Origin of the sequence: Nocardia transvalensis (assembly GCF_015477765.1) — a bacterium.
GTDB classification, from domain to species: Bacteria; Actinomycetota; Actinomycetes; order Mycobacteriales; family Mycobacteriaceae; genus Nocardia; species Nocardia transvalensis_A.
Genome location: NZ_JADLQQ010000005.1, coordinates 86,228 through 99,239, shown reverse-complemented (window position 1 = coordinate 99,239; position 13,012 = coordinate 86,228). Strand labels below are relative to the sequence as shown.

At 69.4% G+C, this 13,012-nt stretch carries 14 protein-coding genes; 12 read left to right on the top strand and 2 right to left on the bottom strand.

Features of this window, described 5'->3' with window-relative positions; genetic code table 11:
• From IU452_RS15485 to IU452_RS15430, 12 genes are all read left to right on the top strand, one after another.
• On the top strand, positions 1-786 hold the full coding sequence (locus tag IU452_RS15485; RefSeq protein ID WP_195109769.1) for an SDR family NAD(P)-dependent oxidoreductase: 786 nt from the start codon (positions 1-3) through the stop codon (positions 784-786).
• Positions 787-812: 26 nt separating this feature from the next.
• Positions 813-1,265, top strand: coding sequence for a 3-hydroxylacyl-ACP dehydratase (locus tag IU452_RS15480; RefSeq protein WP_195109768.1), 453 nt, complete (start codon positions 813-815; stop codon positions 1,263-1,265).
• Positions 1,262-2,536 (top strand): beta-ketoacyl-[acyl-carrier-protein] synthase family protein, encoded by a 1,275-nt coding sequence (locus IU452_RS15475; protein WP_195109767.1) that lies wholly within the window; start codon positions 1,262-1,264, stop codon positions 2,534-2,536. Before IU452_RS15480 ends, IU452_RS15475 begins: the two co-directional genes overlap by 4 nt.
• Positions 2,533-2,949, top strand: coding sequence for a 3-hydroxyacyl-ACP dehydratase FabZ family protein (locus IU452_RS15470; RefSeq protein ID WP_195109766.1), 417 nt, complete (start codon positions 2,533-2,535; stop codon positions 2,947-2,949). The genes IU452_RS15475 and IU452_RS15470 overlap by 4 nt, the downstream gene beginning before the upstream one ends.
• Positions 2,946-4,229, top strand: coding sequence for a beta-ketoacyl-[acyl-carrier-protein] synthase family protein (locus tag IU452_RS15465; RefSeq protein WP_228817913.1), 1,284 nt, complete (start codon positions 2,946-2,948; stop codon positions 4,227-4,229). The genes IU452_RS15470 and IU452_RS15465 overlap by 4 nt, the downstream gene beginning before the upstream one ends.
• 14 nt (positions 4,230-4,243) lie before the next feature.
• On the top strand, positions 4,244-6,571 hold the full coding sequence (locus tag IU452_RS15460) for a beta-ketoacyl-[acyl-carrier-protein] synthase family protein (protein ID WP_228817911.1): 2,328 nt from the start codon (positions 4,244-4,246) through the stop codon (positions 6,569-6,571).
• A gap of 16 nt (positions 6,572-6,587) precedes the next feature.
• Positions 6,588-7,715, top strand: coding sequence for a 3-oxoacyl-ACP synthase III family protein (locus IU452_RS15455; protein WP_195109764.1), 1,128 nt, complete (start codon positions 6,588-6,590; stop codon positions 7,713-7,715).
• Positions 7,708-8,166, top strand: coding sequence for an ester cyclase (locus tag IU452_RS15450; protein WP_195109763.1), 459 nt, complete (start codon positions 7,708-7,710; stop codon positions 8,164-8,166). The genes IU452_RS15455 and IU452_RS15450 overlap by 8 nt, the downstream gene beginning before the upstream one ends.
• Positions 8,167-8,260: 94 nt before the next feature.
• Complete coding sequence (locus IU452_RS15445; RefSeq protein ID WP_195109762.1) at positions 8,261-9,475, top strand: FAD-dependent oxidoreductase; 1,215 nt, start codon at positions 8,261-8,263, stop codon at positions 9,473-9,475.
• Positions 9,472-10,200: a bifunctional 2-polyprenyl-6-hydroxyphenol methylase/3-demethylubiquinol 3-O-methyltransferase UbiG gene (gene ubiG / locus IU452_RS15440; protein WP_195109761.1), complete on the top strand. Its 729-nt coding sequence runs from the start codon at positions 9,472-9,474 to the stop codon at positions 10,198-10,200. Before IU452_RS15445 ends, ubiG begins: the two co-directional genes overlap by 4 nt.
• 2 nt (positions 10,201-10,202) lie before the next feature.
• Positions 10,203-11,156, top strand: coding sequence for an NADP-dependent oxidoreductase (locus IU452_RS15435; RefSeq protein ID WP_195109760.1), 954 nt, complete (start codon positions 10,203-10,205; stop codon positions 11,154-11,156).
• Between the two features lie 13 nt (positions 11,157-11,169).
• Positions 11,170-11,574, top strand: a complete 405-nt coding sequence (locus IU452_RS15430) for a hypothetical protein (RefSeq protein ID WP_195109759.1) — start codon at positions 11,170-11,172, stop codon at positions 11,572-11,574.
• Between the two features lie 7 nt (positions 11,575-11,581).
• Here the strand turns inward: IU452_RS15430 and IU452_RS15425 are convergent, their stop codons facing one another.
• Positions 11,582-12,484: an SDR family NAD(P)-dependent oxidoreductase gene (locus IU452_RS15425; RefSeq protein ID WP_195109758.1), complete on the bottom strand. Its 903-nt coding sequence runs from the start codon at positions 12,482-12,484 to the stop codon at positions 11,582-11,584.
• Positions 12,484-12,996: a DUF2505 domain-containing protein gene (locus IU452_RS15420; RefSeq protein ID WP_195109757.1), complete on the bottom strand. Its 513-nt coding sequence runs from the start codon at positions 12,994-12,996 to the stop codon at positions 12,484-12,486. The genes IU452_RS15425 and IU452_RS15420 overlap by 1 nt, the downstream gene beginning before the upstream one ends.
• Positions 12,997-13,012: the final 16 nt, after the last annotated feature.

The window sequence follows — 13,012 nt, the reverse complement described above, 5'->3', positions numbered from 1 at the left end:
ATGTCGGGGCTGCTGGAGGGCCGCATTGCCCTGGTGACCGGAGCTTCCCGCGGTATCGGCAGGGCGATCGCGCAGGAGCTGGCGCAGCGGGGCGCAGCCGTCGCCGTCAATTACCGCACCCGCGTGGAGGATGCGGAGAAAGTCGTGCGAGAGATCAGGAGCTGGGGCGGCACGGCCGTCGCGCTCGGTGCCGACGTCTCGATCCCCGGCGAGGCCGAACTGCTGGTGGAGCAGACTATGCGGCGCCTGGGCGGGCTGCACATCCTGGTCAACAATGCCGGCGCCACCGGCGACGGCCTGATCTACGAGACGACCTTCGCCGACTGGTGGAAGGTGCTCGAGGTGAACCTCGGCGGGACATTCAACTGCACGACCGCCGTGGCGGAGCATTTCATGAGCCAGTACGACGGTGCGATCGTGAACATGTCGTCGATCATGGGCGATTTCGGCCTGCCCGGGCAATCGAACTATTCGACGTCCAAGGGTGCGATAAATTCGTTCACCTACGCCTCGGCGGTCGAGTTCGCCCGGTTCGGTGTGCGCGTGAACGCGGTTCTGGGCGGGATCATCCCGACCGACCTCATCTCCCACGTCATGGTCCGCGACGACGGCCGCGGCCGCCTACAGATCCCGATGCGCAGGTACGGGACCGTCGAGGACATCGCGGCGACGGTCGCCTTTCTCGCGGGCCCCGAGGCCTCGTACATCACCGGCGAGCTCATTCGCGTCGACGGCGGCCTGTCGTGCCGGCTCGGCCTGATCCTGAACGCCAACGCGCATCGGTAGCGCCCGAGTTCGCCAGGGAGGCAGATATGCGGTTCCACCTCGTCGATCGAATCGAGTCCTGGGAGTCGATGCGGCACATCACCGCCAGCAAGGTCACCTCTGTGTACGAGGACTATTGGCAGCCCACCGCGAGCGGGTCGCTGCTTCCGTTCGGGATGGCGCTCGAGGCACTGTGCCAGGCCGGTACGTGGCTGGTCCTGCTCAGCTCGGAGCACACCAAGCGGGCGGCGCTGTTGACGGTGGGGGAGGTGTCGATGCACCGGGACCTGCGACCGGGCGACATCCTCCGCATGCACGTCGAGGTCGTCTCCGCCGACCGCGACGCCGCGGTCGTGGACGGTCGGATCGAGGTGGACGGGGCCGTCGTCCTGGAGGCCAGCACCATCATGTGCGCGCTCATCGACGCCGAGAACCTCGACGATCCGGCCGACACCCGCGCCCTGGCGCGACAGCTGCTGGGCCAGGGGGCGCCGCGATGAGGCGCGTGGTCATCACCGGAATGGGGGCGGTCATCCCGCTGGGTCTCGACGCGGAGACGACCTGGCGCGGCCTCGTCGCCGGACGCAGCGGTGTGCGACGCCTGGCCACCTTCGACTGCACCGGGTTCCCGGTGCGGATCGGCGGACAGGTGCCCGACGATTTCGACCCCGATAGCGCGATCCCGCCGAGCACCGACCGTCGCTGGGTCGGCAGGCCCGGCCTGTTCGGGCTCGCCGCCGTGACCGAGGCGCTGGCGGACGCGCACGGCGCCGCCGTGGCGTATCCGCCGGACGAGCGCGGCGTGGCCATGGGCGCCAGCGTGGGACGGCCCGACCTGCACCACCTCCTCGAAATCGCCAGGGTGCGACGCGAATCCGGCAATCCTGCGGCGTTCGTGGCGCAGCCGCCGCGGCGGGTCATGACCGACGACCAGAACGTGGCGTTGAACGCGATGGCGCGCATGCTCGGCGCGTCCGGCCCGATGGTCGGGATCCACACGGCCTGTTCGGGTTCCGGCCATGCGATGGGCGAGACATTGCGGCTCGTCCAGGACGGCGACGCCCGTCTCATGGTTGTCGGCGGCTACGACTCGTTGACCACCTGGGCCGACATTCTGGGATTCGCGCTGCTCGGCGCGATGACCGACCGGTACAACGACAATCCCCCCGCGGCGTCGCGTCCGTTCGACAACAACCGCTCCGGGTTCGTGATCGGCGAGGGCGCGGTCGCGTTCGTCGTCGAGGAACTGCGGTCGGCGCGGGCTCGGGGAGCGCACATCCACGCCGAAATCCTGGGCTACGGATCGAGTCTCAACGCCTGGCGGATCACCGACTCGCCGCCGGACGGGGCGGGCGCGATCGAGGCGATGGAGGCCGCGATCGCCGACTCCGGCCTGGCCGCGGACGAGATCGACGTCGTCGTCGCGCACGGCACCGGCACCCAGGGCAATGATGTGTCGGAGACCAGGGCGATCAAGAAGGTGTTCGGCGACCACGCGTATCGCCTCGCCGTCACCTCGCCCAAGTCGATGACCGGTCATCTGACCGCCGCCGCGGCCGCGCTGAATGTGCTCGTCGGCATCGGAGCGATGCGCGAATCCCTCGTGCCGCCGACGATCAACCTCGAAACCCCGGACCGCGCCTTGGATCTGGACTACGTGCCCCGGCGCGCCAGGCCCATGCCCGTCTCGGCCGTCCTGATCAACGCGCTCGCCTTCGGCGGGTCGAATACGAGTCTCGTCCTCGCTTCCTATCAGGAGGATTCGCTATGACCGCCGCCGTGCTACCGGCATCGATCGCCGATCCGGGATTCGACCGGATACTCGAACTCGAACCCGGCCTCCGCGCCGTCGCGATCCGGAATATCCCGGGAACGCTGCCGGTGTTCGCCGATCACTTTCCGCGCTATCCGATCATGCCCGGAGTGTTGTTGCTGGAGGGCATGATCGCGCTCGCGGGCCGGGCGGCGGGCGCCGGCGAGTGGCGGTTGCGCACAGCGGAGGCGGTGCGTTTCCGGCGGTTCGTCGTCCCCGGAGACCAGGTCGTGTTCACCGTCGAGGCCGCCGGGTACGACGCCGACTCCGGGCTCTGGTGCTGCACGGCAACGGTCGACGGCCGGGTGGTCGCGAGCGCACGGACACTGCGGCTGGTCCGGATGTCCCCGCGCGGAACGAGCCCCGCATGACCGCGCCGCGCCGCGCCATGGTCACCGGCATCGGGATCATTACCGCTCTCGGGACCGGTGTGGAGGAGAACTGGGCGGCCATCGTGGCGGGCCGCACAGCGGTGCGGCGATTCCGGCTGTTCGACCCCGCCCCGCTGCGCACCCACCTGGGCGCGGAGATCCTCGACTTCGATCCGTCCCGGTACCTCAACGCGCGGGCCCGCAAGATGTCCACGCGGGGCGATCAATTCGCCGTGGCCGCGGCCTCGCTGGCACTCGACGACGCGGGGATCGAGAAATCGGCACTGGGCCACCGCGCCGGGTTGTTCCTCGGGGGCAACAAGGACATCTGCCACCGTGACGAGACGATCGCCGAACTCGACAGCGTCCGCAAGCCCGACGGCACGATCGACCTGCGTGCCCTCGGCGAGAACGCCAGAACGCTGATACCGCCGCTGGCCTACGTGGAGGGTCTGCAGAACGGCGCCGTTTTCCACGTGTCGTCGAAATTCGGTATCCAGGGGGCGAATTGCTTCTACGCGGGTACCGCGGATGCCGGTGCGACGGCCATCGGTCGGGCGATGCGTGCGGTGCGGCGCGGTGAGGTCGATGTGGCGCTGGCCGGTGGTTTCGACGACGCCACGACCTGGTGGGCGATGTCGCGGATGGACGGGCTCGGCGTACTCACCGACCGAAACGAGTTGGGCGAGCGTGCGTTCCGGCCCTTCGACAGGGACCACAGCGGGTCCGTGCTGGGTGAGGGCGCGGTCGTGCTGGTCGTCGAGGAACGGGAGCGGGCGCGTAAACGTGGCGCTGGATGCTACGCGGAGATCACCGGATTCGGTGCGGGAAACGATGGAATGCGTCCCCCCACACCGGAACCGCAAGGCCGCGGCCTGTCCAGGGCGATTCGATACGCCGCCGCCGACACCGGCGACTCGGTGCACTCGATCGATTACATCGCCGCGCACGGGTGTGCGACTCCGGCCGGTGACGTCACCGAAACCCGCGCCCTGCATGCCGCTTTGGGGCCGGCCGCACGGCACGCCCAGATCAGCAGTGTCAAACCGCAGGCCGGACATCTGGTCGGTGGCGCCGGCGCCCTCAATGCCGCGGTCGCGGCCATGGCACTGCACTCGGGCATCGTGCCCGCGACGCAGAACCTGCAGACACCGGCGCGGGGTTGCGATCTGGATTTCGTTCCGGGTGCGGCCCGGCAGTCGTGCCCGACCAGCGCTCTCGCGCTCGCCCGCGGACTGGAGGGCCAGGCGGTGGCGCTGGCGCTGAGCAAGGCCGGATGAGAGGACCTCACGAGATGGACGAGCGGGATACACGGGTCGTCGTCACGTCGCTCGGCGCGGTGACGGCACACGGTATCGGTGTGGCGAGCCTGTGGGACGAGGTGCGCCGGGGAAACGTGGCGATCGGCGCGATACACGGTCTGTCGCTGGACGGGTTCGACGCACCGATCGGCGGCGAAGTCCCCGAATCGCGTCGGCCGAAATACGACTATCTGACCCGGCTCGGGCTGCGTGATCCCGAGCCCGCCGTGGATTTCGCGCTCCTCGCCGCGGAGGAGGCGATGTCCGGCGCGGGCGTCGCGGTGCCCGCGACGCGGTGGGGCGTCTCGCTCGGCACCTGCAATGGCGGAATACGCAGCGGCGAAAGGGTTTTGCGGCGGACACGGGGGCAGGGCGCGAATCCGCGCGACGACAAACATCTGCTGCTGGTGCCGCCGCATGTCATCGCGGAGGTGCTGAGCGCGGCATTCGGACTTCGAGGCCCGGTGTTGACGGTCAACACCGCCTGCGCATCGAGTGCGCACGCCTTGGCCCACGCCGTCGAGATCATTCGTGCCGGGCGTGCGGACGCGATGCTGGTGGGCGGCAGCGATGCGCTGACCGAGATGGCGTACGTGGGATTCGGCAGTGTCGAGTCGCTGTCCGCGCGCCCGGCCGCGCCGTATTCGCGCAGTCGCGACGGCTTGTCGCTGGGCGAGGGGAGCGGGATGCTCGTCGTCGTTCGTGCCGATATCGCGCTCGCCGCCGGTGCCCCGATCCTGACCGAGATCCTCTCCTACGGCATGTCCGCCGACGGCTATCACGCGACCGCCCCGCACCCCGCCGGTGAGGGCGCGGCACGCGCGATCCGCAGTGCGTTGTGCGAGGCCGGTCTGACCGGTGCCGACGTCGCGTACATCAACGGGCACGGGACCGGCACGCCGAAAAACGACTCGGCGGAAAGCAATGCGGTGCGCTCGGCACTCGGCACCGCCGCCCAGCAGGTGGTGCTGAGCAGTACGAAGTCGATGATCGGGCATCTGCTCGGTGCGGCCGGTGCGGTCGAGGCGATCGTGACGATCAAGGCGCTGGAGGACCAATGGGCCCCTCCCACAGCGGGATTCACCGGTGCCGACCCCGGCTGCGGGCTGGAGGCCGCACCCAACGAAGGTCGCCCGCTGGCCATGGACGTCGCGCTGTCGAACAATTTCGCCTTCGCCGGAGCCAACGCCACAGTCGCCTACGCCCGCCCGGGAACCCGCACCCGCCCGAGAACCCGATTCCCCGTGGACGACGTGGCGGTCACCGGCATCGCGGCGGTGAGCCCGGCCGGAACCTCGATCGACGAACTCTGGCAGGCCTATCGCGCCGGAATCCGCCTCGGCCGTGACGAAGACGGCCTGCGGGTCGCCCGGATCACCGCCGACATGACGCGCTACACCGCACCGAGGCAACGACGCCGGATGGATCGGCTCGGACAGCTCGCGGTGGCGACCTGCCGGGGAGCGCTCGAGCATGCCGGACTGGACGCCGACGAACGGGTCGGTGTCGTACTCGGCACCGGAATCGGCCCGATCCAGAGCATCGGGGACTTCTTCCTGCCGGTCGTCGAGGGCGGGCCGTCGATGGCCAATCCGGCCTTCTTCCCCAACACCGTCTTCAACGCGGCCGCGGGCCAGGTGGCCATGGTGCTCGGCGCCAAGGGCCCGACATCCACGGCGGCCGTGGGACATTCGGCCGGTGCCGCGGCGTTGACGATCGCCACCGACCTGCTGCGCGCGGGGCGGGCGGAGGCGGTGCTGTGCTGCGCCGTCGACGAGCTGTCGAGTTATGCGACCGACGCCTACCGTGGTCTGTCGCTGTTCGGCGGGCGCTCGGGCCGCGACTACCTGCTCGCGGAGGGCAGCATCACCCTGCTGCTGGAGCGAGCCTCGCTCGCGCGTGCGCGCGGCGCCCGAATTCTCGCCGAGGTGGGCGGATACGCGACGACCTCCGACGCCGTCGGCATCGCCCGCTGGGATCCGCGTGGTCGCGGCCTGGAACGGGCCATGCGCGAGGCGCTCGGGGAGGCGCGGTTGCGGCCCGATCGACTCGCTGCCGTCTGGGCCAACGCGGCGGGCCTGCACGTGGCCGACAACCCGGAGAACCGCGCGATCGCTCGGCTCGGTCTGCCGGATTCCTGTCGCGTCGAACGCCCCAAGCGCGTGCTGGGCGAGCCCGGCGGCGCCGGGGCGCAGCTGTGCGCGGCGCTGGCCGTCGCGAGCTGGAAGAACGGATTCCCGTGCGGCCCAGCGCTTATCAATTCCTCGTCACTCGGCGGCACGCACACCGGCCTGGTCCTGCGCCCGCCTACTTCATCGTGAAACGGAGTGATCCACCATGCCCAGTACGACCGACCGGCATGTGTCCGTCCTCAGCACCGGCGCACACGTGCCCGGCGAACCCATCGACAACGCCCGGCTGGCGCGGCTGTGCGGACCGCTGCCCGAGGAGGTGGCCGACGGCATCCAGGTCCGCTCCCGGTACTGGATCGCCGACCCCGAGACCGGCTCGCACCGAACCGGTACCTCGGCGATGGCCGTGGCGGCCGCACAACAGGCGCTCGACCGGGCCGCGGTGGATCCGGACGAGGTGGATCTGCTGATCATGTCGACGGCCAGCCCGGAGTATCCCCTGCCCGCGGCCGTGACCTACGTCCAGGAGCAGCTGGGTCTGCCACACTGTGCTGCGATGGAGTTCCGGGCGGCGTGCGCGGGATTCGTGCAGGGCGTGGACTACGCGCGGCGGCTGCTCGCCGACGGCACCTACGACACCGCGGTGGTGATCGGTGCGGAGTCGATCTCGCCGCTGCTCGTTCCCGTGTACCTCGGCAAGGATCCGCAGCGGGTTCGGATGCGAGATCGGCTCTGTCTCTACACCTTCGGTGACGGTGCCGGTGCCGTGGTGCTGCGCGCGGATGCCCAGCACCCGCCGCCGCGAAAGCCCGGCCTGCACGTCTTCGCCACCCAGTGCCTGGGGGGACAGCGCAGGCCCGGCATGCGGATCGTCGGTGGCGGTACCGATCTGCCCGCCGCGGAGCAGGCGCGGCGCAAGCGACTGGTGGAGATCGAACTCGATGTCGCGGGCACGGCCACGGTCGGCCCGCAGGTCTTCCACACCGCCCTGCGCGACATGCTCGCCCGCACCGGGCTGGCGATCTCCGACATCGACGCCTGCGTCCTGCCGGAGGGCAACGCGGAATACTTCGCGGAGGGATTCGACGCCGCAGGCATCTCCGGTGCGGACCAGGCCGCCCTGCAGAAATGCCTCGTGGAGAACCTCTCCGACGTCGGTGCGACCGGTGCGGCCGCGGTTGCGCTGGCACTGGATGCGGGCTGGGTGAGCGGCAGGATCCGTCCCGGCGCCACGGTGCTGCTGCTCGGCGTCGAGGCCAGCCGCTACGTCTACGCGGGGCTGACCCTGGAATGGGAGGCGCCCACACCACCGCGGGCGGAGCGCCATGGATGAGGAGTACAACAAGGCCGTCATCCGCCGCGTCTTCGACGAGTTCGTCAACCGCGGCGACTTCTCCGTCGTCGACGAGATCTACCGGCCCGACGTGATCGATCACCAGCCGCTACCGGGCGCGCCCGAGGGACGCGACGGGGTCAGGTACACCATCGCCGGATTGCGCACCGGATTTCCGGACCTGCACGTCACGATCGAGGCGATGAGCGCCCACCGGGAGTATGTCGTCATCCACAATACTTGGCGCGGAACACATCTCGGTGAGTTCCTGGGCCTGCCGCCGACGGGTGAGGCGATCGAGTTCCACGGCGTCGTGATCTGGCGCCTGGCCGACGGGCTCATTGCCGAGCGATGGGGGATCGGCGTCGAGTCGAGCGTGCTCTCCGCGCTCGGGCTCGGCTGGCTGGCACCGGGAGGACATGTGAGGGGTCCTCGAGGAACTCGTCGATGACGGCGAGTTCCTCGAGGTGTGCTCGAGATAGTCGTCAAACAGCCCGGCCCACACTGGGATCACCATTCCCGCCGGCGGTGAAGGAGATACGGCGATGTCAGCGGAACCGGTGCGGCGTGTTCTCGTCGCCGGTGGCGGCATAGGCGGCCTGGCCGCCGCAGTTGCCCTGCAACACAAGGGTTTCCAGGTCAGTGTGTTCGAAAGCGCCGATGCCCTGCGCGATGGTGGTGCCGGACTGCACATCTGGACCAACGGCACGATCGCGCTCGACCGTCTCGGCGTCGCCGACGCCGTACTGGAAACCGCACCCGCACAGCGGATCTGCCACTTCGGCACTTGGCGGGGCGAGATATTCGGCGCGTGGCCGGTCGGTGACTTCGTGGCCGAGTACGGTCGGCCGACCCTCGCCGTAGAGCGATCGGTCCTGCACGCGATCCTGCGTCGTGCGCTGGCGGGCGACCCGGTGCGCACCGGGGCCGGGGTGGTCGGCTTCACCCAGGACACGGACGGTGTCACCGTGCGGCTCGCCGACGGGCGGTACGAGCGCGGCGACGTGCTCATCGGCGCCGACGGCATCCACAGTGTGGTGCGCGCCGGGCTGCTCGGTGCCGCGCCGCCCCGGTTCAACGGCTATATCGCCTGGCGCGGTAAGGGATACCTGGAGCACGAGCTGATCCCGCCCGGCAGTTTCTACGCACTCTTCGGTCGCGGCACCCGATTCACCTTCTACGACGTCGCGCCCGGTGTCGTGCACTGGATGAGCGTGGCCAACGGCCCGCCCGGAGGTCACGACGGGCCCGGCGTCGCGGCACTGCTCGCCGATCGTCATCGCGGGTGGATGCCGCCGGTCCAGGACATCCTCGCGGCCACGCCGGAGACGGAGATCATCCGCAGCGACGTGCTCGACCGAAAGCCGGACCGGCGCTGGGGAACCGGCCGCGTCACGTTGCTCGGCGATGCGGCGCACCCGATCACGTTCAATATCGGTCAGGGCGCGTGCCAGGCGCTCGAGGATGCGCTCGTGCTCGCCGACCGGCTCGGTGCCCGCCCTGACGATCCCGCGCGCGCACTGCGGCGCTATGAGCGAGACCGGCGCGGCCGCACCGCCTCGATGCAACGCGTCGCCTGGCTGATCGGCCGGATGGGCGCGGTGGAGCATCCGCTGCTGATCGCCGCGCGGGAGATGTTCATGCGGCTCGTCTGGCCGACGCTGGCGTTCCGCATCGCCGAGCGCGACCAGATCGCCTATGCGAAACGGTGGCGCACACCGGCCCCACCGCTGTCGAGTACGGAAGTGCAGAACCGATGACCGATCACACCGTGAACGACGACTATTTCTTCGGCGCATTCGCCGACAGCTGGTGGGACCGCGACTCGCGGATGCGGGGCCTGGCGTCGTTCCAGGGCCCGCGGTTTCGATATTTCGACCGCTTCGTCGGGGAGTGGACGGGCAAGCGGGTTCTCGACGTCGGCTGCGGCGGCGGTTTCACCACCGAGTTCCTGTGCGAGCGCGGTGCCGACGTCTGCGGGATCGACCCGTCGCCGCGACTGATCGACGCCGCGCGCCGGCACGCCGAACAGACCGGCAGGCGCATCGACTACACCGTGGGGAAGGCCGAGGAATTACCCTACGACGACCGCTGTTTCGACGTCGTCACCTGTGTGGACGTCCTCGAACACGTCGAGGATCCGGCGCGGACGATAGGCGAGATCGCCCGCGTGCTGATGCCCGGGGGCCTGTTCCTCTACGACACGATCAACCGGACGCCGCTGTCGCGTCTGGTCATGATCTGGATTCCCGAATACCTCACCCGGATCGTGCCGCGCGGGGCGCATCGCTGGCAGGACTTCATCACGCCGAAGGAGATGCGACGGTATCTCGCGGACGCCGGGCTGGTGCCGGTGGACAAGATGCGCGGACTGTCGATCCTCGGTCAGCGGCGCGACGGCCGATTGATCTTCCTGCGAACCCCCGATGTCTCGGCCACCTATATGAGTGTCGCCCGTCGCCCGGTCGACCTCGTCGAGGAGTAACGATGAAAGCAGTGTTCTACCGCCGCTTCGGCGATGCGGACGTCCTGGAATACGGCGACCTGCCCGAACCCAAGATGGGCCTGGACAGTGTGAAGATCCGGATCAAGGCCGCGGCGGTCAATCCCGTCGACTGGAAGGCACGCGAGGGATATCTGGATTCGGTGTGCGACACCGTCTTTCCGGTGGTCCCGGGCGGCGACTTTGCGGGTGTCGTCGTCGACGTCGGCATCGGTGTCACCGAATTCGCCGCGGGCGACGAGGTGATCGGATTTCAGCTCGACGATTACCTGTCCCGCGGCACGTTCGGTGAGATCGCGGTGGTGCCCACCCGCGCGGTCACCCGCAAACCCGCCCGGCTGGGCTGGCTCGAGGCCGCGGCGCTGCCCCTGGCCGGTATCACGGCGTATCAGGCGCTGGTGCGCGCTCTGGACGTGCGGCGGGGACAGACCGTGCTGGTCCATGCCGCGGCGGGCGGGGTGGGCAGTGTCGCGGTCCAGATCGCGGTGAACCTCGGCGCGCGAGTGATCGGAACGGCAAGTCCGCCCAACCACGAGTTCGTGAAATCGCTCGGTGCCGAGCCGGTCGATTACCGTCGCGGACTGGCGGAATCGGTTGCGGCGCTTGCTCCCGGCGGAGTCGACGCGGTTCTCGACGCCGCCGGCAAGCGGACGTTGCGCACGCTGGGGCCATTGCTGCGGCCGGGCGGCAGATTGGCCTCCGTCGTCGACCCCGGCGTCCGTTCCGCGGGTGGGCACTACGTGCTGGCCCGGCCGCACGGGCCCGACCTCGCGACGGTCGCCCGGATGGCGGCCGACGGCGCCGTGAAGGTCGAGGTGAGCCACACCTTCCCGCTGCGCGAGACCGCGCAGGCGCATCGGCTGAGCCAGGGCAGCCACACCCGCGGCAAGATCGTCGTGGTCGTCGACGAGTCGGTCACGTACAGGCAGCAATCCTGAGCAGGAGAGGGATATGGATGAGGTCCGGCTCGTGCGGCGAGCGCAGCCCCTGGTGAAGCAGATGGCCTGGTCCCAAGGCCTGGCACGAGTACTGATCGGCACGTCGATGTTCGCCGCGCCCGCGCTCGTGGCCGGATCGTGGACCGGCGAGGCCGACACCGCGACGGTGCGCCTGCCGATGCGGGCGCTCGGACTGCGCGATGCCGTGATCGGTATCGGCACGCTGTGGTCGCTGCGCCGACGGCAACCGGTTCGGCATTGGTTCGTGCTCGGTGTCGCAGTCGAACTCGTCGATGCGTCGGTGACGCTGAACAAGCGCCGTCGCCTCGGCGCTACCGGACATCCGGATGCCTGGGAGCTGCTGACCGCGGCGGGACTGGCCGGTGGCGTGATCGTGGCTGCGGCACTGCGGGATTGAGCTTCGCTCACACCTGCCGCACGAGCTCTTCCGAGGTCCGCCACAGCAGGTCGCCGCGCTGCCTGTCGTAGGAGGCCGGCGCGCTCGCCACCGGCGTCCTGCCGGTGAAGTAGCGACCGGTGACCTCGGCGAGCTCGGGGGCGGTGGCAAGCCAGGCCAGATCGGCGGCGGACTGCGCCACGCTGCGCCCGATCGGCATCAGGCGCCGGACCATCGGCGCCAGCAACCGATAGGACTGCCGCATCGGTGCCGGATAGTCGCGCGACAGCCCGGTCTCCGGCATCAGACCCGGATTGAAGGCGTTGACGGCGATTCCGCGCGGGCGCAGACGCTCGGCCAGCTCGTACGCGAAGTACACATTGGCCAGTTTGGACGTAGCGTAGCGCACGCGCCCGGCGCGGCCGGAGGCGCGATCGCGTTGCACGCCGACGTCGGCCAGATCCTTCGGGTGCATCCACACCGGTGCCGGGAAGCCCATCGACTTTCGCGGGCCTTGATGAACGTCGCTGGACACCACCAGGATTCGTGACCCGGCGGGCAGTCCGCCGGCCAGCTCGGTGACCAACTGGAAATGGCCGAGGTGGTTCGTCGCGAAGGTGAGTTCATACCCGTCCGCCGATTCCCGGACGCCGTGCACGATCTGCAAGCCTGCGTTGCAGATGATTCCGGCCAGTGGCTGCTCCGCGAGGATCTGTGCCGCACGGTGAACCGACGAGATCGAGGCGAGGTCGACGATGACGGTCTGCACCTGCGCATCCGAGGCGGCGCAGCGGATCTCCTGCGCGGCAGCTTCCGCGCGGGCGGGATCGCGGCACGCCAGGATCGTGTTGTGCCCGGCCCGGGCGAGTTCCTTCGCTGTTGCCGAACCCAACCCGGACGATGCGCCGGTGATGACGAACCATCCGGACATCAGCTGTCTCTTCTGTGCGCTCGCAGCCATTGTTCGGTGAAACAGGCTGTATCGGCGGCTTCCTCCCGGACACCGTCGATCATCCGCGCCTCGATCGGCTTGCCGAGGACCGGGATGTGGACCGTGACCGTGCCCGCGAAGTGGAGTACGCATCGCGAATCATCGCCCCGCAGACGAAAATCGGCCGAGACCGTGATCGGTGCGCCGACGACGCGGCCGTCCATGTGCCCCTCGGAGCATCCGTCGACCAGAGCCGACCACGACTCGCGGTATTCGAACCGGACACCGGAGGGGCGCAACAGCGCTGCTTTGTCCGGCATCCGCTCCGGGGGAATGAGCTTCGAGACGGCCAAACGCACGGTGGCGCCGTCGGATTCGAAGGAATCCAATGTCGCATCCTCGCCGTCCACCTCGGCGATCCGCGCCTCCCAGTACGCCCGATTCAGTACAGCATCGTGGAACGCTGCCGCCGAGAACGGATATTCGGTGGTTCGGTCAACCTCTGTGGACATGATCTGTTCCCTGACC